At 61.9% G+C, this 19891-nt stretch carries 15 protein-coding genes; 11 read left to right on the top strand and 4 right to left on the bottom strand.

The window, feature by feature from the left end; genetic code table 11:
* Positions 1-27: 27 nt before the first annotated feature.
* Complete coding sequence (locus ISS99_RS04690; protein WP_204630425.1) at positions 28-957, top strand: LysR family transcriptional regulator; 930 nt, start codon at positions 28-30, stop codon at positions 955-957.
* 225 nt (positions 958-1182) lie between these two features.
* Positions 1183-2019, top strand: coding sequence for a hypothetical protein (locus ISS99_RS04685; protein ID WP_204630424.1), 837 nt, complete (start codon positions 1183-1185; stop codon positions 2017-2019).
* A 3-nt stretch (positions 2020-2022) separates the two neighbouring features.
* On the opposite strand, the gene ISS99_RS04680 is transcribed toward ISS99_RS04685, so the two are convergent.
* Complete coding sequence (locus ISS99_RS04680) at positions 2023-2463, bottom strand: Lrp/AsnC family transcriptional regulator (RefSeq protein WP_204630423.1); 441 nt, start codon at positions 2461-2463, stop codon at positions 2023-2025.
* 157 nt (positions 2464-2620) lie between these two features.
* Between ISS99_RS04680 and ISS99_RS04675 the strand changes: the two genes are divergently transcribed.
* Both ISS99_RS04675 and ISS99_RS04670 read left to right on the top strand, forming a co-directional pair.
* Complete coding sequence (locus ISS99_RS04675) at positions 2621-3517, top strand: DMT family transporter (RefSeq protein WP_239537662.1); 897 nt, start codon at positions 2621-2623, stop codon at positions 3515-3517.
* A 45-nt stretch (positions 3518-3562) separates the two neighbouring features.
* A complete protein-coding gene (locus ISS99_RS04670; protein WP_204630422.1) occupies positions 3563-4483 on the top strand; it encodes a PhzF family isomerase in 921 nt (306 codons plus the stop codon).
* Positions 4484-4496: 13 nt separating this feature from the next.
* On the opposite strand, the gene ISS99_RS04665 is transcribed toward ISS99_RS04670, so the two are convergent.
* Positions 4497-5495, bottom strand: coding sequence for a GlxA family transcriptional regulator (locus ISS99_RS04665; protein WP_204630421.1), 999 nt, complete (start codon positions 5493-5495; stop codon positions 4497-4499).
* Between the two features lie 103 nt (positions 5496-5598).
* Between ISS99_RS04665 and ISS99_RS04660 the strand changes: the two genes are divergently transcribed.
* From ISS99_RS04660 to ISS99_RS04650, 3 genes are all read left to right on the top strand, one after another.
* On the top strand, positions 5599-6126 hold the full coding sequence (locus tag ISS99_RS04660) for a hypothetical protein (RefSeq protein WP_204630420.1): 528 nt from the start codon (positions 5599-5601) through the stop codon (positions 6124-6126).
* Positions 6127-6212: 86 nt separating this feature from the next.
* A complete protein-coding gene (locus ISS99_RS04655) occupies positions 6213-7079 on the top strand; it encodes an MBL fold metallo-hydrolase (RefSeq protein ID WP_204630419.1) in 867 nt (288 codons plus the stop codon).
* 80 nt (positions 7080-7159) lie between these two features.
* Entirely contained in the window at positions 7160-9028 is a 1869-nt protein-coding gene (locus tag ISS99_RS04650) for a glycoside hydrolase family 2 protein (RefSeq protein ID WP_204630418.1), read from the top strand.
* A 120-nt stretch (positions 9029-9148) separates the two neighbouring features.
* Here ISS99_RS04650 and ISS99_RS04645 read toward each other — a convergent pair whose 3' ends face one another.
* Together ISS99_RS04645 and ISS99_RS04640 are read right to left on the bottom strand one after the other, a co-directional pair.
* Positions 9149-10432, bottom strand: coding sequence for a hypothetical protein (locus ISS99_RS04645; protein WP_204630417.1), 1284 nt, complete (start codon positions 10430-10432; stop codon positions 9149-9151).
* Positions 10433-10526: 94 nt separating this feature from the next.
* Positions 10527-13778, bottom strand: a complete 3252-nt coding sequence (locus tag ISS99_RS04640) for a TonB-dependent receptor (RefSeq protein WP_204630416.1) — start codon at positions 13776-13778, stop codon at positions 10527-10529.
* Between the two features lie 313 nt (positions 13779-14091).
* Here ISS99_RS04640 and ISS99_RS04635 point away from each other — a divergent pair, with 313 nt between their 5' ends.
* The 4 genes from ISS99_RS04635 (at position 14092) to ISS99_RS04620 (ending at position 19749) form a co-directional block, all read left to right on the top strand.
* Positions 14092-15105, top strand: coding sequence for a LacI family DNA-binding transcriptional regulator (locus tag ISS99_RS04635; protein ID WP_204630415.1), 1014 nt, complete (start codon positions 14092-14094; stop codon positions 15103-15105).
* 71 nt (positions 15106-15176) lie between these two features.
* On the top strand, positions 15177-16469 hold the full coding sequence (locus tag ISS99_RS04630) for an MFS transporter (protein ID WP_239537661.1): 1293 nt from the start codon (positions 15177-15179) through the stop codon (positions 16467-16469).
* Positions 16470-16877: 408 nt separating this feature from the next.
* Positions 16878-18662, top strand: a complete 1785-nt coding sequence (locus ISS99_RS23460) for a beta-1,3-glucanase family protein (protein ID WP_284343812.1) — start codon at positions 16878-16880, stop codon at positions 18660-18662.
* A 787-nt stretch (positions 18663-19449) separates the two neighbouring features.
* Positions 19450-19749, top strand: a complete 300-nt coding sequence (locus tag ISS99_RS04620; protein ID WP_204630413.1) for a hypothetical protein — start codon at positions 19450-19452, stop codon at positions 19747-19749.
* Positions 19750-19891: the final 142 nt, after the last annotated feature.

Below are 19891 nucleotides of genomic sequence, written 5' to 3'. Positions count from 1 at the left end.
TGTAAATCAAAAATATGCGAGTTTGTTATGAACACGAAAGACCTTCAGGCGTTCGTAGCAGTCGTCGAAAGCGGATCGATGGTGCGCGCGGCGGAAAAGCTGTTTTTGACCCAGCCCGGGCTCACGCGCCGCGTCCAGAACCTGGAATCCACGCTCGGCGCGGAGCTGCTGGACCGGCAAAGCAAGCCGCTCAGGCCGACGCCGACGGGCAACGAGGTGTACGCGCTCGCGCGACAGCTGTTGCGCGCGGTCGACGATCTGCTGGCGGTGGCCTCGCCCCAAAACGAATCGACCGGCGAGATGCGCATCGGTGTTCCGCCATTCCTGTCCGAGATGGCGCTGGAGCGGCCCATTGATCGCCTGCGCCAAGCCTTTCCGAAGCTGACCTTGCGCGTGACGGCCGGCTGGTCGCCCGGCCTGTTGCAGAGCGTGGATGGCGGAGCGATCGATGCGGCCGTTGTGCTGATACCCGTGGGCACTCCGTTGCCCGAGTCGGTGACGGCAACGCAGCTCGGATATATGCCGACCGTCATCGTGGCGCCGCGTTCGTTCGGCTTGCCCGACAGGCCGACGACGCTTGCCGAGCTTTCGCGCCACCCGTGGGTGTTGAACCAGGATGGCTGCGGCATGCGTTCGTCCTTGAGCCGGGCGATGTCGGCGGCCGGTTTGTCCTTCAATGTCGCGGTCGAGGCGTTCGGTTCGGAATTGCAGCTGTCGCTGGTCGCGCGAGGCATGGGCATCGGCATTGCCGTGCCGGAAGCGCTGGAAGAAAGCACGCATCGCGAAACCCTGCAGCGCATCGAGGCAGCGGATTTTCACGGCGGACTGAATATCTGGCTCGTGCATGGGGTGTTGCCGGGTCGACTGATACGCCCCGTAGCACTCATGCGCGATGCATTGGCCGAACAACTGGGCAGCGGTTCGACCTCTTCTTCCGTGGAGCTGTTGCCGGCGTAGCGATCGTCAAATCGCCACCGCTCGTTGGCCGTGGCCGATGAGCACGGCAGTCATGCGTATCGCGCATGCGGCGATGACAACCACGCATGTTGGCGCTGCACGCCTTCGTCGTGACTTGCGGCCTATTTTTCCACGTCGAAACTTGATGCACGTTAGCCCCGTTGTGTCTTTTGCCCGCTCGTGAATTTGTCGACCTCTGTAACGTTCCAGTCGGAGAGTGCATCCATGAGAACTTCGGTACGGCTTTCCTGCATCGCGGTCACCGCGGCGATGACAGTTGCGGTGGCGCATGCCAAGGCTGCCGCTGCGGATCCATCGATGTATGACTCCGGCCCGTTCTTTACGCCGCATCCCACCGTCGGGCTGCAACTTGGCAACGTCTTTTCGATTGCCGATTCGATCAAGGGCGATGGGCTCGATGAACAAGTGTTGCGCATGAGCGGCACGTCGCTCTACAAAGTCTCCGCCGTTGCTCCCGGAAAGATCGAACTCCTGTACGCAGAGCGTTATGACGGACATTCGCCAAGAACCGGGCGCTCCGAGATTCGCGACGATGGCAAGACGCTCTGCGCCAACGGCAAGTGCCGCACCTATACCGATGCCAGTGGTGTCGCCTTCAACGCTTTGCTGTGGGGAACGCCGCCGGCAACGATCAGGGTCGGCACGACCTGGAACGTGGATATTCCGCAGCCATGGGAGATGGGGCCTGCCGCGCAGCAGAAAATTACCGTGATCAGCATCGATCCGGTCGCGCACGAGGTAACCGTCTTGCGCGAGGGATCTGGCACCGGATTCGCGGCCAATGAAACGCCGGCCAATCAAATCCAGCGCGGCGGCAAGACTTATTCGGTCGACCTGACACCGGGCCCGGCGCGCTGGAAGGGGTACACGACGTTCAAGAATGGCTTCGTAGAAAGCGACGAACTGGTCATGGTGCGGCCGGTAATCATGGTGTCGAAGGAGCTGGGAACGCTGCACGCATCCGAGCGCACCTACATGCTGCTGAATGCGATGCCGGCCGATTCGCTGTCCGATGCGGACGTAAAACTTCCGCCGTCGTGAGCCTTAATAGGTAATCGGCGGCAAACGTCGCTTGATCAGCTGCCCTTTGACGATGGCCGTATTGGTCGTGGCTTCTTCGGCAATGCGATCCACCACTTCGTCGAGATGTTCCATCGAACGCACAAACAGGCGTGCAACGAAGCAATCCTCGCCGGTGACCTTGTCGCACTCGACAATTTCTGCAGTGGCTTCGATGAGCTTTTGCACGCTGGGAAGCCGGCCCGGCAGCGGTCGGATTCTCACGATGGCTTGCAACTGGTGACCAAGCAAACGGGGGTCGGCGTCGATGGTGTAGCCACGGATGATGCCGCGCTCTTCCAGGCGCTTGAGTCGCTCCGAGGTGCTTGGCGAGGAGAGCTGGATCCGTGCCGCGAGATCCTTCAGCGACAGGCGCGAATTGCCCGCCAGAAGTTCGAGTATTGCGCGGTCGATGTCGTCGATCATTTGCGGAAATTCCGTGCCGCTCGGCGGCCTAATTTAATGAGGAGATGGCAATCATGATCCTAATATAAGCGATATACCAAGCCGTCGTGTCGGCGATAGCATAGCCAAAACAGCATGGGTGGCTAAGGTGGCGACGCAAGCGCGTGGTGCAATTGAAATGGCTGTGGCGATGGCCGTCGCGGGCACGATCGGCTGGTTTGTGGTGGTCTCGGGACAGCCGGTATTGAATGTCGTTTTCTGGCGTTGCGTGTTCGGTGCAGCGACGCTTTTGGTGGTTTGCGCAAGCAAGGGCTTTTTGCGCGCCATCTCGCTACGCGTGTTCGTGCTTTCCACGCTTGGCGGCATCGCGATCGTGGTCAATTGGATCCTTCTTTTTGCCGCGTATTCGCGCGCCTCGATATCCATCGCCACCGCCGTCTACAACGTGCAGCCTTTTATCCTGGTCTGCTTCGGCGCGATCTTTCTGGCCGAACGCTTGACGATCGCCAAGCTGGCGTGGCTTTGCTTGGCCTTCGTCGGCTTGCTGCTGGTGGTGCAGCTCGACGAGGGTGCCGGCCGTGCGGGCGGCAGCTTCTTCGTCGGCGTATTGATGGCATTCGGCGCGGCTTTCACGTGGGCCGTTGCTGCGCTGATCGCCAAGCAGCTCAAGGGTACGCCGCCGCACCTTATCGCCTTGATCCAGATGTGCGTGGGCACGCTGCTGCTGGCGCCGATTGCCGGCATCAGCCACGTACCGGCGTCGCTCAATACGTGGGGGTTGCTGGTCGTGATCGGGGTTGTGCATACCGGGTTCGTGTACGTGCTGATGTATGGAGCGGTCCACAAGCTTCCCACGCATGCGCAAGGGGTGCTTTCGTTTATCTATCCAATCGTGGCCATCGCCGTCGATGTGGTCGCTTTCGGCCATCGTCTCGTTTTTGCGCAAATCATTGGCGTGGCAGCCATCCTGCTGGCTGTCGCCGGCATGCACAAGTATGGCGGCGCACCGACATTGCGCCCGCGCACTGCTCCTGCGCACAACCCGCGACCATGCAGCGAAAGCCCGTGCAAATAGCGTCCGGTCTGCCGCGGCACATCCGCTCCCGTTACGTGAGACACCATGCAAAAATCTTACCGTGTGTACCAGGTGGACGCTTTCACCCGCGAACGCTTCAAAGGCAATCCGGCCGGTGTCGTGCCTCACGCGGATGGCTTGAGCGAAGCTCAGATGCAGGCCATGGCGCGCGAGCTCAACAACTCCGAGACGGCTTTCATCTTTCGCCCTACGGGCGAGGATCACGATGTGCAAGTGCGCTTTTTCACGCCGACCACCGAAGTGCCCATCTGCGGCCATGCGACCATCGCCGCGCACTACGTTCGCGCCGTCGAAGGGCTGGTGACGCAAGGAACGGTGCGCCAGTTGACGGGAGCAGGCATCCTCAATGTGAGCATTGAGCGGTTGGGGGGCAGCGATTATCGAATCTGGATGCAACAGCGCGCTCCCTTCTTCGGGCCCGCACTGTCGGCAGGAGACCAGGTGCGCTTGACGACAGCTCTGGGAATCGCGGAAAGCGATCTGGGCTCCGGGCCGATCGAGATCGTTTCAACGGGCCATTCCAAGGTGATGATCCCATTGCGCAGCCGCGCCGTTCTCAATGAGCTCAAGCCCGACCTGCAGGCTTTGTCCGCGATCAGCCGGGACATCGGTTGCAACGGCTTTTACCTGTTCACGCTGGCCGATCCCGACGAAGGCGTGCTTGCGCACGGCCGCATGTTCGCTCCCGCCATCGGCATCGCCGAGGATCCCGTGACAGGGAATGCGAACGGTCCGCTGGGCGCCTATATCGTGAGGCACCAGCTGATTCCGGCGCATCTGTGGCGAACAGGCTTGTCGTGCTGGATGGGGCAGGGCGAAGCGATAGGCAGGAGCGGACGGGTCAAGGTGGAAGTGGGCATCGCTCCGAAATCGCTGTTGCCTGTCTCCGTGCGGATCGGCGGCGAAGCCGTTCTGGTCTTCAGTGCGGACATGCAGGTGTCGTGACGGCGGTGCGCGTTTACGCCGCCGGCGCAGCCACGGCAAACTGCTCGCGATAACCCAGCGGCGGCACGCGCAAGCGCCGCATGAAGACCCTGCGCATCCGCTCTTCGTCGCCAAATCCGCACAACCAGGCAACCTGCTTGATGGAAACCTGGTTTTCCTCAAGATGACGGCAAGCGGTTTCGAGCCGCAGATCCTCGATCAGCTTGGCCGGCGTACGCCCGTGCCAATCGACGAATTTGCGCGCGAAGGTGCGCGGGGTCATTTTTACTCGCGCGGCCAGGCGTTCGACGCTGAGGTCTTCATCGAGGTGGTCGACGATCCAGCCATGCAGTCGCTCGAACTGCGACTTGGTGCTGCGCTTATCCGCATCGGCCTGGGCCATCAGGGCGCGGCTGAATTGCGCTTGCCCGCCTGGGCGATGCAGGAAAACCACCAGATCCCTGGCCACGGCCAGGCTGAGCCGGCGATCGCGGTCGCCTTCTACCAGCGTCAGCGCCAGATCGATGCCTGCAGAAATGCCCGCGGACGTCCAGATATTGCCGTCGTTGACGTAGATCGGGTCCAGTTGCACATCCACGTCGGGGAACTGCACGAGCAGGTCGTCGACCGCCGACCAATGCGTCACGGCGCGGCGACCGTCCAGCAAGTGTGCTGCTGCGAGCAGGAAAGCGCCCGTGCAGACGCTGCAGGTGCGCCGCACGACGGCGGCTGTACGTGCGATCCAGCCGATCAGCATCTGGTCGCGCATGGCTTCGGTAACCGTGACGCCGCCCACGACAATGACCGTATCCAGCTCGTGCGCGCATACCGATGCAATGGGCTGCGTGTGGATCGATACGCCCGACGACGTGCGCACCAGGCCGCCTGCCGTGGACAGGTAGACAAGCTCGTAAAGAGGCGTGCTTTCACCCGACAAGCGGTTGGCGCTTCCAAACACTTCGGCGGGCCCGGCGATGTTGAGGGCCAGTGCGTCATCGAACAGAACAAAGGCGACGATCTTCGTGGCAGGCATGGTTTTGGCAGAAAAGGAGGCCCGAATGACGTTGTTCCACACCGTCGGCCTCGTCAATATCCAATTGGTAACGGATATTTCAGCCGCATTCCGGAGATGACTGATGCGTCGTGCAACGATCTTTGCAAGCCTGGCCGCAATGACCCTGGCGGTACCGGCATGGAGCGCCGATACGCCCCTGCCGGCAGAGCTTCAACCCCTGGACATCGCCGCGGGCACCTGGCTCTACCACGGCGAAAACCTGGCCACCGCCGATCAGAAAGCGGGCCAGTGGACGTGGGTGGAAGTGTGCGGATGGTCGGCCAACCATGCCTTCATGGCCTGCAGCTTCACCATGAACTGGCCCGGGCAAGTGGTGAAATCGCTGGCCATCAATACCTACAATTTCAGCGATAAAAGCTATTTTCATTATGAAATGTTCGACTCGCAAAGCCACGGTGCCGATCCTTTCATTGCGTGCATGACCATTGCAGGCAACACCTGGACACATTACGGCTCGGCCGACAAGAAAACCTACCGCGTCATCTATCACTACGTTTCGCCGACCCGGGTGACCGTTCGCATCGAACTGTCCGATGACCGTACCCATTGGACGACCATGGCCCAGGGCGAGGGCGTCAAGCAGGGTTGAGACCCTGGGGCAGGCGCTCTCGGATCGATTTTTATATTGGGAATATCTAATATTCGAATCGATGCGCATCGAGAGCGGAGGCAGTTATGGCGCGCCCTGAAATCAAACCGTTCTTCGATCCGTCCAGCAACACGTTCAGCTACGTGGTGTGGGACCCGCAAGAGCAAAAAGCCGCCATCTTCGATTGCGTGCTGGACTACGATCCGGCCTCCGCGCGAACCGGCCACGGGCTGGCCGATGCCCTGGTCTCGTTCGTCGAGGCGTCCGGCCTGACGGTGGAATGGGTGATCGAAACGCATCTGCATGCCGATCACCTGTCCGCCGCGCCTTATGTGCAGTCGCGCGTGGGCGGAAAACTGGGGATAGGCGAACACGTACTGGCTTCGCAGCAGACGTTCGGCGAGCTTTTCAACGCCGGCAGCGAGTTTCAGCGCGATGGCGGCCAGTTCGACCATCTGTTCAAAGACGGCGAACGCTATCGGCTGGGCAGCATCGATGCGGTAGCCCTGCACACGCCGGGGCATACCCCGGCATGCATGACGCACATCATCGGCGATGCGGCGTTTGTCGGCGATACACTCTTCATGCCGGACTACGGCTCTGCCCGTTGCGATTTTCCCGGTGGCGATGCACGCACGCTTTATCGGTCCATCCAGAAACTTTTCCAGCTCCCCGATGCTACGCGCGTGTTTATGTGCCACGACTACAAGCCGGAGGGGCGCAGCGAATTCCGTTACGAAACCACGATGGGCGAGCAGCGCCGCGCAAACGTCCACGTTCGGCAGGGTGTGAGCGAGGAAGATTTCGTGCTCATGCGCACCGCGCGCGATGCGACGCTCGCAACGCCCAGGTTGCTGCTGCCATCGGTGCAAATCAACATGCGAGGCGGTCGGCTTCCGCCGCTCGAGAGCAACGGCCTGCGCTACCTCAAAATTCCACTGGATGCTTCGTGACGCACAGGCTTGGACATTTGTCGGACAATTAGCCATCCTTGCGGGACGGGCTTCGAGCCAGACCGATGAGGGAAGGGCAGATGACGGGCAACATCAAGCTGTGGAGTGTGTGCGCGTGCATGGGCATGGCGGTGGCAACGGGTTTCGCTTCGACGGCCATGGCCGCAGCGGATCAGGCCGCCGTCTGGAACGGCAACGTGGCGCCATTGGCGACGCCGTGGACGGCCGTAGTGTCGCCCGACAACGCGCTGCCCGATTATCCGCGTCCGCAATTGGCGCGTCCCTCGCTGGCGCATCCGCAATGGCTCAGCTTGAATGGACTTTGGGAATACGCGCCCAGCGACGGGTCGGGTGCACCGCCGTTCGGCCAGACATTGAAGGGCCGGGTGCTGGTGCCGTATCCGATCGAGTCGGTGCTCTCGGGCGTGCAAGAGCATTCGGATTTCATGTTTTATCGCAGGCTGGTGAGCATCCCCACCACCTTCACTTCACGCGGCCAGCACGTACGATTGAACTTCGGTGCGGTGGACTACGAGGCCACGGTATACGTCAACGGTACGCAGGTGGCACATCACGCGGGCGGCTATACGTCGTTCAGTGCGGACATCACCTCGGCACTTCATTCACCCGGTCCGCAGGAAATCGTCGTCGCCGTGCATGCGCCGGTGGACAGCGCCAACGTGATGGTCGGCAAGCAACGGCTTAAACCCGAAGGCATCTTCTACACTGCGGCTTCGGGTATCTGGCAGTCGGTGTGGCTGGAGCCGGTGCCGGCCACCAGTCTCGCGCAACTGGACTTCACGCCGGAGCGCAGCCTGGATGGCTTTACCGTTAGGGCGCGGCTGCATGGCCGTGACGAGGGTGCCACCTTGCACGTTACCGCCTACGCGAATGGCACGGCGGTGGGCGAGGCGAGCGGGCCGGCCGGACAGCCGCTGCACCTATCCATCGCGCATCCACACCTGTGGAGCCCGCAAGATCCTTTCCTCTACACCTTCGACGCCGCGCTTGCGCAAGGCGATCAACACGACGAGGTGACCAGCTACGCCGGCCTTCGCACCATTACCGTCGAGAAAGCTGGCGGGCGCAACCGCATCGTGTTGAACGGCAAACCGACCTTCCTGCTTGCCACGCTGGATCAAGGCTACTGGCCGGACGGCATCTACACCGCGCCCACCGATGCGGCGCTCAAGTTCGACATACAAAAGACCAAAGACCTCGGCTTCAACACCATCCGCAAGCACATCAAGGTGGAGCCGGCGCGCTGGTACTACTGGGCCGACCGCATCGGCCTGATGGTGTGGCAGGACATGCCCGCGCTGCCGACCGGTAGCAACGACAAGCTCAGCGACGCCGATAAGGCCACCTTTCGCGCCGACGTGTCGGCGATCGTCAATCAGCTCAAAGGTGAAACCTCGATCATCGGCTGGATTCCTTTCAACGAAGGCTGGGGCCAGTGGAGCATTCCCGCCGCCGCCGAGCTGGCCGCGCAGATCAAGCAACTCGATCCTTCGCGCCTGGTCGATGCGCGCAGCGGCGCCAACTGCTGCGACACCAAGGGTGATCCGCATGCCGGCGACGTTTACGACGTGCACGACTATCAAGGTCCCGGCTTGCCGAGCCCTGATGCACGACGAGCCGCCATCGACGGCGAGCACGGCGGCCTGACATTGGGCATTCCCGGCCACGTCTGGCCCAACACGCCGATCAATCCCTATGGCGCCGTCAAAGATCGCGATGCGCTGAACACGGGCTACGTGGCCAACACCGCCGTACTGCGCGACAAGGGCGTGCCCAAAGGCATGTCCGGCAGCGTCTACACTCAGATCACCGATGTCGAGGGTGAGCACAACGGTTTGTTCACTTATGATCGCAAGGTTGAAAAAGTGGACGAAAGTAAAGTGCGTGCGATCAACGAGGCGGTGATACGCGCAGGTGCTCAGCCGTGAGGTTTTGCTCCTCAGACTGCGTGCAGGGGGAGGTTGGGTGGGGTAAAGCTCTTGAGCTTTAGAGCTTCAGAGCAAGAGCCCGATCCCACCCCAGCCCTCCCTCTGCATGCGGGGGGCAAATCAATAATGCCGCCGGCCGGCGGGCAGATACGGATTGCGATCCAGTGCCGCCAACACCGCCCACGCCGTCGCACCGAGATGCGGCTGGCGGTAATAGTAGGAATACACCGCCGTGATACGCGGCTCCCGCGTGGCGTACAGAAATCCGCCGGGCGATACCTGCTTTGCGATCGACACCAGCAGCTTGTCCGCATCAGCATCGCGGCCAAGCCAGCGATAAACCAGCGCCGCTTGAGCAGTACCTTCGGTCCATAGCCCATCTGGGACATCGGTGAAATCGAAACCGCCTTGCACGGCATTGGCGTGTTCGATCCAGCCCAGGGCGCGTTGCCACGTTTGCGCTGCGTCGGGCAGCAGTTGTGCCCAGAGCTGCACGTCGAGCGCGGACGGCGTGCGCAACGGGGTCGCACCGTCTGCCGTGGTACCCATCCAGAAGTGCCCGCTCCCGGCATCCCATTGCGCATTGACGAAATCGCGTGCATGCGCCGCCTGTGCGTTCCAGTCGCCGGGCGCGCCGGTGTGGGCGAGCCATTCGAACAGCGCGGTGAGATCGATGTTGTGTTCGGTGGATTTCCACGATGCCTTGCGCGGCACGAGCAGATAGGCCTCGATGCCGCCATCGAAACCGCCTGCGCCGCGTGTATCGCGGGCGTTGACGACCACCCATTCGGCAAGCTGCCGGGCGGCGTCTCGCCAGCGCGTCTCGCCGGTAGTGTCGTGCAGGGCCAGCAGTGCCAGCGCGGCCCATGCGACGTTGCCGCTCGATGTGCCGTCCTGGTACGCGCCGGAATAATCACGTGCGGCGTCCACCCAGTGTTTGAGCGCAGGATCCCACCAGCCGTTCGGCAAAGGCCGATCGCCTTTGACGACGCCGGCGCGATAGGCGTCGCGCAGGCGCGTGTCGTTCATCGCGGCGAGTCGCAAGGCTTCGCCAATGCGCTCGGCTTCTGCATGTTTGCCGCATGCAAGCAGGGCGATCACGGCGAGCGCGTTGTCGTAAGTGAAAGCGGCTGTATGCAGGGGAGGGAGATCGGGCGCGCCGCGTCCGCGCAGGCTGTCATAGCTGCGCAATAGCACTGGGGTGTTTCCAGGTATCGCATCGACACGGGAGGCCATGGCATGGCAGCTCGTGCGCGCCAGGGTGGCCGCCAACGTATTCGTACTTGCAGCCGCCTTCGCACAGAGCGGCAATACTGCAAAGGCGATGAACACCAACCCGGCAGCGATCGCGATCCACCCATTGCGTCGCGTGCTGTCGTGCCGCGCTGCCGCCAAGTCAATCATCCGTCATGCAATTATCGACACATCAGAAGAAAAAGCCGCCACTTCCGCAAAAGCGGAAGCGGCGGCAGCGGGGAGAAACGGTGGCTGCGCCTCGTCAGAAGTCCGCGCGTATGCTGAGATTGAAGCGCGTGTCGTCGCGGAAGAACCCCTTGGGCACGCTCAAGCCGCCGGTATTGACGATTTCCCGGGTCTTGAAGGTGGAATTCAAGATGTTGGCGGCCTGCAGGGAGAGCTTCACGTGAGGCGTGAGTGCATAAATGATCGAAGCGTCCAGCTGTCCTTGCGAAGACGCCATTACCGGCAGGAACGGGTAGTCCGCTTCGTTGGCCGTAATCAGGTAGCTGGAACGCCAGTTGTAGGCCAGGCGCGTGGACAGCGGACCCTTCTCGTAATACACGGTGAAGTTGTAGGTGTCGCGTGACAGCTCGTACGGTGGCAGCTTGAGCTGGTTGACGCACTGCGTGGGCGGCGCATAACCGCTGGGGCAGAAGTCGACCGTGCCGTAGCTCAAGTGGCGCGGCTGGATGTACGTGTAGTTCATCTGCGTGCCGAAGCCAGACAGCCAGTACGGAAGGAAATCGTATTTCTGCTGATAGGCCAGCTCCGCGCCGCGCACGCTGCCGCCCTTCAGGTTGACCAGGCCCGCGCTGTACTGCTCCGGATAGGTCACACCATTGTTCGTCACCGTGGTATCCACCACATCGGTGAGCTGCTGGATGGTGTTGTTCAATTGCTTGTAGAACAGCGTTGCAGACATCGAACCGGCGTGGCCGAAATACCATTCCTGGGTGATGTCGAAGTTGTGCGCCGAGATCGGCAACAGGTACGGGTTGGTGCCGGTGTAGCCGTTGCCCACGGTGGGCACGCTGCTGCCGTTGGTGCCGTAAGGCAGCAGCCCGCTGACCGTTTGACCTGCCTGCAACTGGCTGAGCGTCGGCCGGTAGACCGACTTGGAGAAGGCGAAGCGGGTGATCAGGTCGCTGGTCCAGCCAAGCGCCAGGTTGAAGCTGGGAAGCCAGGTGCCATAGGAATTGGAGGCATTGATCGGCGTGTACGCGCCGTTGGCGAAGTTCACGTACTGCTGTTGCTGCGCGGGAGTCAGTCCGCAGAACGTGCCTGGCGCTGCCGTGCCACCGCCCTTGGTCTGATTGAGGCAATACTGCGCGATGCTGATGCCGTCAAGCGCCGCCACCTGGTTGGGCAGGGTCAGGTAGCCCGCTGCATCGTCCTCGGTGCGCACGAAACGCAGGCCAACGTTGCCGCTGATCTGCACGCCGCTGAGGAAGTCGGTATTGTCGTTGCCGAAATTCAGGCGCACATAGGCGGCATTGGTCTTCTCCTCATTGGAGTCGACTTCCTGCGGCAGATAATAAGTGCCAGGAACGAATACGTCGCCGTTGACGTACTGCATGCGCTGGTAAAGCGTGTAGTACTGGCCCACACTGCCAGGCGGATTCATCGCCATGGCCTGCTTGTTGATCTGCTGAATGATGGCCGAAGCCTGCCCGAACTGCGTGAGCGGATTCAGATTGAAATAGGGCGCTACCACGCCGCCGAAATTGCTGCCGCTGAAGCCTGGCAGATTGAGGTTGTACAGCGAAGTGTCCCCGGGCGTGTCGCCGGCGGTCACTGCATTCTGCCCGTAAGGGGAGCTGATGGCCGAGTAGTTGTACGCCGAGTTCTGCACCACTTCGTGCTGGTCGGAGTGGCGTACGCCGAACTGCAGGTTGTCCAGGAAATCGGCGTCCACGTCGAAGGTGCCGTCCAGCCGGAACGTGCGCTGGTTGCCCCACGAGTTCGCAAAGTGATCCTGCGCCGCCGCCCAGTAGCTGTTGTTGGGGTTGGCGAAATACTGCGCCGTGGTTTCGTTCGGATCGGGCGAAAGCACCGCGACACTGGGTACGCCATTGCCATGCTGGGTGATGGCCCAGTCGGCCTGGGTCAACTGGCGGATGTAGTAATAGAAGTTGTTGTAGTTGGAGTTGGTGTCCTGCACGTCGCCGCTGAGGTGCAGCCGGTCGTTGACGTTCCACTTCAGGTTGAAGCTGTAGTCGTTGGTGACGTAGCGGTTGCGGTAGGCGGTGCTGTCCAGCTGCGTCTGCACGCCGCCGTAAGTGAGGGGCAGGAAGCTCGATGAGCCCGGCGCGCCGCCGATGATGCCCGACTGGAACACGCCGTTGGAATCGTACGTGGGCGTGCTGCCCGGCACCGGAATGGCGCAGCCGGCGAGCGACTGACCGAAGGCGCAGCCATCGGTCGAGGCCTGCAAGGTGTGCTCGTAGGTGGTTTCCTTATCCGAAGCGCGATCCCATTCCAGGGTGGCCAGCCAGGCCTTGTCGGGGCTCTCCCACTGCGAGGAAAGCACGTGACCGAAACGCGTGCTGGTGTCGTCCTGCACGCGGATGTCGCCACCCACCGGTACATAGGCGTATTGGCCCGGCGCCAGTCCGGGATAGTCGTCGGTACGGCCGTTGGGCAGCGAGCAGCCGTCGCAACGCCGCTGGAAGTCGACCAGCGAAATAGCGTTGTCCTGCTGATCGATGCGGTCGTAGGCAATATTGAACAGCACGCCGAAGCGGCCGATGTCGGTGTTCCAGTTGTGACTGAACAAGCCGGACATCTGCGGCGTTCCCTTCTTGTCCAGGGTGCCCCAATAGTCGCCGACGGTGAAGGATGCCTGGGTGTCTTTCTTGCTGTCGAAGGGCTTGCGCGTATTCAGGTCGATCGAACCGGCGATGCCGCCTTCGAGCATGTCTGCCGTCTGGTTTTTGCTTACCACCACCGAGCCGATCAACTCCGGCGACACGGTAAAGAAGTCCAGCCCATGGCCGCCGCCGGCGGAGAACACCTCGCGTCCGTTGAACAGCGTATTGGTATAGGGCAGGCCTTGCAGGCTGATGTCGGAGCCCTGGATGGAGAAGTGGTCCGGGTCGGCCGCGACGCCGAACGCGCTGACCGCTACGCCGGGCACGCGCTTCAAGGCTTCGGTCACCGACGTGTCGGGCAGGGAACCGGCGTCCTGCGCCGAGATCGCATCCACCACCGTATCGGCGTAGCGCTTGATTTCCTGCGCCTGGTTCAAGCTGTTCGAAAAGCCGTTCACGGTCAGGCCGCCGAGCAGCTTGGCCTCTTTCTCGTCGGCCGCGCTGGAGGCGTCTTTCTTTTTGTTGGTGTTCTTGGTGTTCTGCTGCGTGGCGGGTGCGGCTTGATCGTTCGATTGCGGCGCAGGCTGCGTAGCCTGTGCATGCAGTTGTCCTGCGGCAAACAATGTCATGGCGATCGCGAATGACAGCCGGCACGGCTGGCTGGCGTTGTGCGCAGGCGAACGAGTGAATTGCTTATTCATTCCGGAATCTCCCCATATCCAGTGAAAACTCGCCGCCGCGTGCCTTGGGCAAGCGCAGGAAGCGAGACAGCAACGTGTTGCAAAGCGCAGCGCGGCAGCCTCCTTCGAGGTGCCTCCCCATGGTTCCCCTTGCGTTGCGCAACGCAGCACGCGGGCTTCAGCCCGCCAAGCACGCTAGTCAAATGTACCAGCGCTGTCAATAGAAAATACCAGCGCTGGTACTTTCGGTCGAAAAGGGCGTCTCCCCGATGGTTGCGGGCCTTCTGCTTGGGTTAGCATGGACGCCTGCAAGTCATACACAGATAGGGCGTACATGCCTGCGAGAATCGAAGACGTTGCTGCGCATGCCGGGGTTTCTACCAAGACGGTATCGCGCGTTCTCAACGGCCATCCAAGCGTGCGTGCCACGCTGCGCACGCGAATCGAGGCGTCGATTCGCGCGCTCAATTACGTACCCAACCCGGCGGCGCGCGGGCTGGCGGGAAACCGCTCGTATCTGGTCGCGTTGCTCTACGACAACCCGACGGCCAGTTCCAGCTACATCATGGAATTGATCGTGGGTGTGCTGCAGGCGTGCACCGGCACGGCCTACAACGCGGTGCTGCATCCGTTCGATGCGTCCGACGATCTGGCGGCGCGCATCGATGGCTTCGTGGCCACCCATCGCCCGGAAGCGCTGGTGCTGGTGCCGCCGCATGCGAACAACACCAAGCTGCTGCAACGCCTCGACGAGCTGGACATCCGTTATGCAACGGTGTCCTCCAAGCTGCGCCAGTCGCGCATCGACATCGGCTTCGATGAGCGCAAGGCGGCGGCGGATATCGTCGAGCACCTGATCTCGCTCGGCCATCGGCGCATCGCGCACGTCACCGGATTGAAGGGGCACGGCGCATACACGTGGCGGCTTAGTGGTTATCGCGATGCATTGCGCAAGGCCGGTATCGCCTATGACGAATCGCTGGTAGTGGAGGGCGATTTCACCTTTGCGTCGGGCGTGGCCGGCGGTAGAGAGCTACTCAGCCGGCGCCGTCCGCCCACCGCCATCTTTGCTGCGAACGACGACGTTGCCTGCGGCGTCATCCGCGAAGCCTACGAACGTGGCCTGGCCGTGCCCGACGACCTCTCGGTATGCGGCTTCGACGACACGCCGGTGTCGCAATTGATCTCGCCCGGCTTGACCACCGTGCGCCAGCCCTGCCGCGAGATTGCCTGCCTGGCCGTCGAAAGTGTCTTGCGCTCCATCCGCGACCCGGCCCTGCGGCAACAGGCGCGCGTGCCTTATCAAATGCAACTGCGCGCATCCACCGCCCGGCCCAAAAAGCCGTAGGATCAGCTCTTCGCCGCCATCGGGTTCGCCAGGAGCCCGCAGCGCGGATTCATGGGGATGCGAAGGCGGTGATGGACGACGTGGCCGAAACGGCGATACGCGGATTTCCGCAGGGCGGGGCGACCGCTGCTGCGGCATCGCACGTGCGCCCGATCGGCTGGCTGTTCACCACTGTCTATGGCATGGCTTATACCGGTTTGTGGATGGCATTGTTGCCGCCGATCCTGGTGGGCCTGGCGATGCGCGTGCGCGTGCTTGCACCGGCACATGCCACCGGCAGCCTGTCGTTGGTGGCCGGCGTGGGTGCGCTGATGGCGCTGTTCGGCAATCCGTTCTTCGGCCGGCTGTCGGACCGCACCACCTCGCGTCTGGGTATGCGCCGGCCTTGGTTGATCGCGGGTGCCTTGGGCGGGGCAGTGGGGCTGGCGGTTATTGCGACGGCCGCATCGATTTCGCAACTGCTGGTGGGTTGGTGCATTACGCAGCTTGCCTACAACGCAGAGCTGGCGGCCCTGGCCGCGATCCTTGCCGATCAGGTGCCGGCATCGCAGCGCGGCACGGTGTCGGGCATCGTGGGCATCAGCCTGCCGGCGGGCATGATTGGCGGCACCTTTCTGGTACAGGCGCTTGCCGACTCCACGCGCGCAGCGTTTCTGTTGCCGGCGGCGATTGCCTTGGCTTGCGCGCTGGTTTTGGCCTGGGTACTGCCCGATCAGCATTTGGCAACGGCCCAGCGGCCGCGCTACGGCTGGCGCGAATTCATCGGCAGCTACTGGATCAATCCGCGACGCTTCCCCGATTTCGCCTGGACCTGGGGCAGCCGTTTCCTGCTGTTCGCCGGTGTCGCGGTATTGATGACGTATCAGGGCTTCTATCTGATCCACCATTTGGGTTGCGCACCGGCCGAGGTGCCACGCCGGATTTTTCTTTCCACGCTGGTGCAGTCGTGCGCGGTGGCGATCTTCAGTGCGCTGGGTGGCAGCCTTTCCGATGTCTTCGGTCGGCGCAAGGTCTTTGTTTCCGGTGCGGCGCTGGTCTATGCGGTGGCTTTGCTGATGATCGCTTTCGCTGCTTCGTATCCGTGGTTTCTCGCGGGCATGGCGATCACCGGTGCGGCCCAGGGCGTGTACCTTGCTGCGGGCCTCGCCCTGGTCACCGACGTGTTGCCGCAACGCGAAACCCATGCGGCCGGAAATCTGGGCATCTTCAACATCGCCAACGTCATGCCGCAATCGCTGATGCCAGCCATGGCGCCGGTCATTTTGTGGATGAGCGGTGGGAGTTATGCGGTGTTGTTCGTCGTAGCAGCGGTGCTCGTGATGCTGAGCGCGTGGGCCATCTCGCCGGTGCGCGGCGTGCGCTGAGGCGTGACCGTTCCCTCTCCCCTCCGGGGAGAGGGCTAGGGTGAGGGGACACTCTTGCGGAATCGCCCGGACGAAGAAATTGTCCGCGCAGACGCGCGTTGAGATAGCTGCGTTATCGCTAGACCGACCCCTCACCCCAACCCTCTCCCCGGAGGGGAGAGGGAGCTACTGCACTCCTCGAATTTTCCGGCTGCGTGCTTGCATCCAGGCACTTACTAGACCCCCGTCACGGAAAAATGACAGCGCTTGTATTTTGATAATGACAGCGCTTGTACTTTCAGCCTCGAGCGCGACCATAACCAGAAAACTCCCGACGGCGACTGTCCCCCACGGCCGCGCGAAAGCGTGCCGCGAGATCGCCATTTCCTTCGTTTGGCAGTGATTTGACCTAAAGAAAGGAGACAGTCCGTGCAAAAAAGAAATAATTCGAAAGCCTGGTCCACGCTCGCCATGAGTTCGCTCGGCACCGCGGTGTGCGCAGCGTTCTCCGCCACCGTGCTGACGCTCGCGCCTACCCAGGCGGTGTACGCGCAGACGGCCTGCGCAGCGGCCTGGAGTGCTTCGGCCGTCTATACGGCAGGCATGACCGCCAGCGAAGGCGGCATCAATTACGTCGCCAACTGGTGGACGCAGGGCAACGACCCGTCCACCAACAACGGCGGTGCCGGTAGCGGCCAGCCTTGGACCTCGCAGGGCAGTTGCGGCAGCTCGCCGGCTCCCACGCCGACACCGACACCCGCTCCCACACCTGCGCCGACTCCCACGCCTACGGAAACCTATGGCGCCACCAACGAAGCGGGCGGCGTGGCGCAGTTCTATGCCGATGGCGGCACCTGGGCCGACCTCCACTACACCCCGGCCGGCGGCAGTCAGCTCAACGTGACCATGAGCACCAGCGGCACCGACAGCACCTATGCGGTTTCCGGCCTTACCAACGGCGAGCAGGTGAGTTACTGGTTCACCATCGGCCAGAGCGACGGATCGGCGGTGAATACACCTTCGCAGACGCTCACCTATGCAGCGCCGACACCTACTCCAACACCTACGCCCACGCCGACGCCTTCACCCACTCCGGTATTTCCGTCAGCGGGCACCACCTTCAATCTGGTCAACGGCACCAACGGCACCTATGCCGACAGCCAGGTCTACTGGACCATGGTCGGCCAGGATCCCGCGCACCCCGGCACCTTCGTGCACGTCGATTGCTCCGGCGACCTCATTCCCATGGCGCCAGGCGACAACGGTGCGTTGAGCAAGAACGGCCAGAGCTACGCCGACTATTCCATTCCGTTCTCGCAGTGCAAATCGTTCACCGTGCCGCAGATCCTTTCCGCGCGCATCTATCTGAGCGTGGGCAGCCCGATGTACATCCAGGCGGTCGGCAACCCGGTTTACGGTTATACCGGCCCGAACATCGACAACCCCAGCGATCCCAATATCAATGTGACCTTCGACTTCGTGGAAGTGAACATCAACAGCACCAACTTCTACGGCAACACCACCCGCGTCGACCAGTTCGGCATGCCGATTCTGCTGCAGCTGCAAGACATCACGGGTTATAACCAGACCGTGGGCGAAACGGAAAGTCGCGCCGCGTTGTTCCAGGAATTCGTGGCACAGGTGCCGCAACCGTTCCAGTCGTTGGCCCAGATCCAGGCGCCTTACCGCATCGTGGCCCCGGCGCATGGCGCGTTCGGTGCAGGCGGCGCACAGGCCACCTATCTGGACAGCTACATTCAATCCATCTGGAACCAGTACCGCACCCAGTCGCTGGTATTCACCGATGCCCAGGGCACCTTCACCGGCAATGTCGTCGGCAACCAGTTCGTATTTACCGACGGGCAGGGCACGTACTACATCAACAACGTGCCGACCACACAGGAAGTGCTGCTGGGCAATGGCGTATTCAACGACGCCACCAACGCCGCGGCAGGTGTTCCCACCGCCAAGCAGTTGCAGATCCAGGCGCAGGTGGATGCTGCATTGAACCGACACATCGCCGAGAATGCATCCGAGTGGGATACCTCGTCGGACTTCTACAACAGCTCGCCGACCAACTCCTACTCCGCGTTCTGGCACGCGCACAGCATCAACGGGCTTACCTACGGTTTTCCGTATGACGATGTGAGAGGCTTCAGTTCGTCGCTGATCGGCACCAATCCAACGGTAGCCACCATCACTGTAGGCTGGTAACGAGCATTGCCCCTCTCTCCGTTGGGGAGAGGGGTCACGCTCGTGCAACGTCACGTTAGTGCGCGCGGTACTCCCTCTCCCCTCCGGGGAGAGGGCTGGGGTGAGGGGCCACTCTTGCGCGACGCTGCGTTAGTGCGAGAGCAAAAATCACTCGCGCCACGCAAGCAAATACCTCTTCGCAAGCCCCGACCCCTCACCCAAACCCTCTCCCCGAAGGGGAGAGGGAGCATGTTGCGCGGCGCTCCACGAAGGGAGACGGAGCACGTCGTGCGAGATAAACCGTAGCGCTTTATCAGCTTCTACTGACAGCGCACAAAAGGCAGGTAGCGCGACAATAGAAACGTCGGGCGAGCCTCCATCAACGAGAGCCGCGTCGCCCGACAAGCAGTGAAGAGCGCGGATCGCATGGGTTGCACCCCACACGACCCGCTAACCACCATTAACTTAGAGAGATAGTTAATCATGGCTACGCCCGATGATACGTCACGCGCCCACGCGCGTCCTCGCTCCCGAGCACCCCTCGCGTATTTCTTCACCACCGTAAGGCTGATGCGATGTCGGGCCATCAGGGCGTCCGACTGATCCGGTCAGCCCATTCCGATTAGTCGTGCAGGATTTTTCCTGCAAGCCCTTCACGCCGTACGCAATGTACGGCGTGATCTAAACGTGTGGAGAAAACCGTGAACCCTTCGACGCACACCAGTGCGACCGGCCCGCTGTTGCCAAAAAACAGCCATTCATTCCTGCAACCGGCAAAGCATGCATCGATCACCGCAAGGAGCCACCCATGAAGAAGCGCGCCCAAGGTGCCTGGATCACCCTCAACGCCAGCTACTACTGCGCTCCCATTTGTCATCCTTTGAAACTCGTGGACGACGCCAGCCTTCTGCTGGAAGGTGCACGCGGCATCACCCAAAGCCTTGCCGATTTGCTGAGCCAGGATGTGGACATCAACCCCGACGATCTCGCCAAAGCGTTGTGGGCTGCTTCGGTATTAATGGAAATGGGGCAGAGCAGTGCGGAGGTTGCATATGCACGCATTCGCAAGATGCGTCAAGCGATTGGCAAGGCGGGCGATGCGCCTTAATGGATGGCGCGTGAAGGGTTCGTGTAGCCGAGCGCACCTGTCGATTAGCTGACCTTGCACTCGCGCAACTGCACGAATTTTCCCTGTTGACGGTGTACGCGCCTTTGCATTATTTCTATTCGCATACCTGCGCGCAGAGCGC

Source organism: Dyella mobilis, from assembly GCF_016904945.1.
In the GTDB taxonomy this organism is placed as follows: Bacteria; Pseudomonadota; Gammaproteobacteria; order Xanthomonadales; family Rhodanobacteraceae; genus Dyella_B; species Dyella_B mobilis.
The sequence above is the reverse complement of the archived record's forward strand: the minus strand, read 5'-3'. Positions and strand labels throughout refer to the sequence as shown.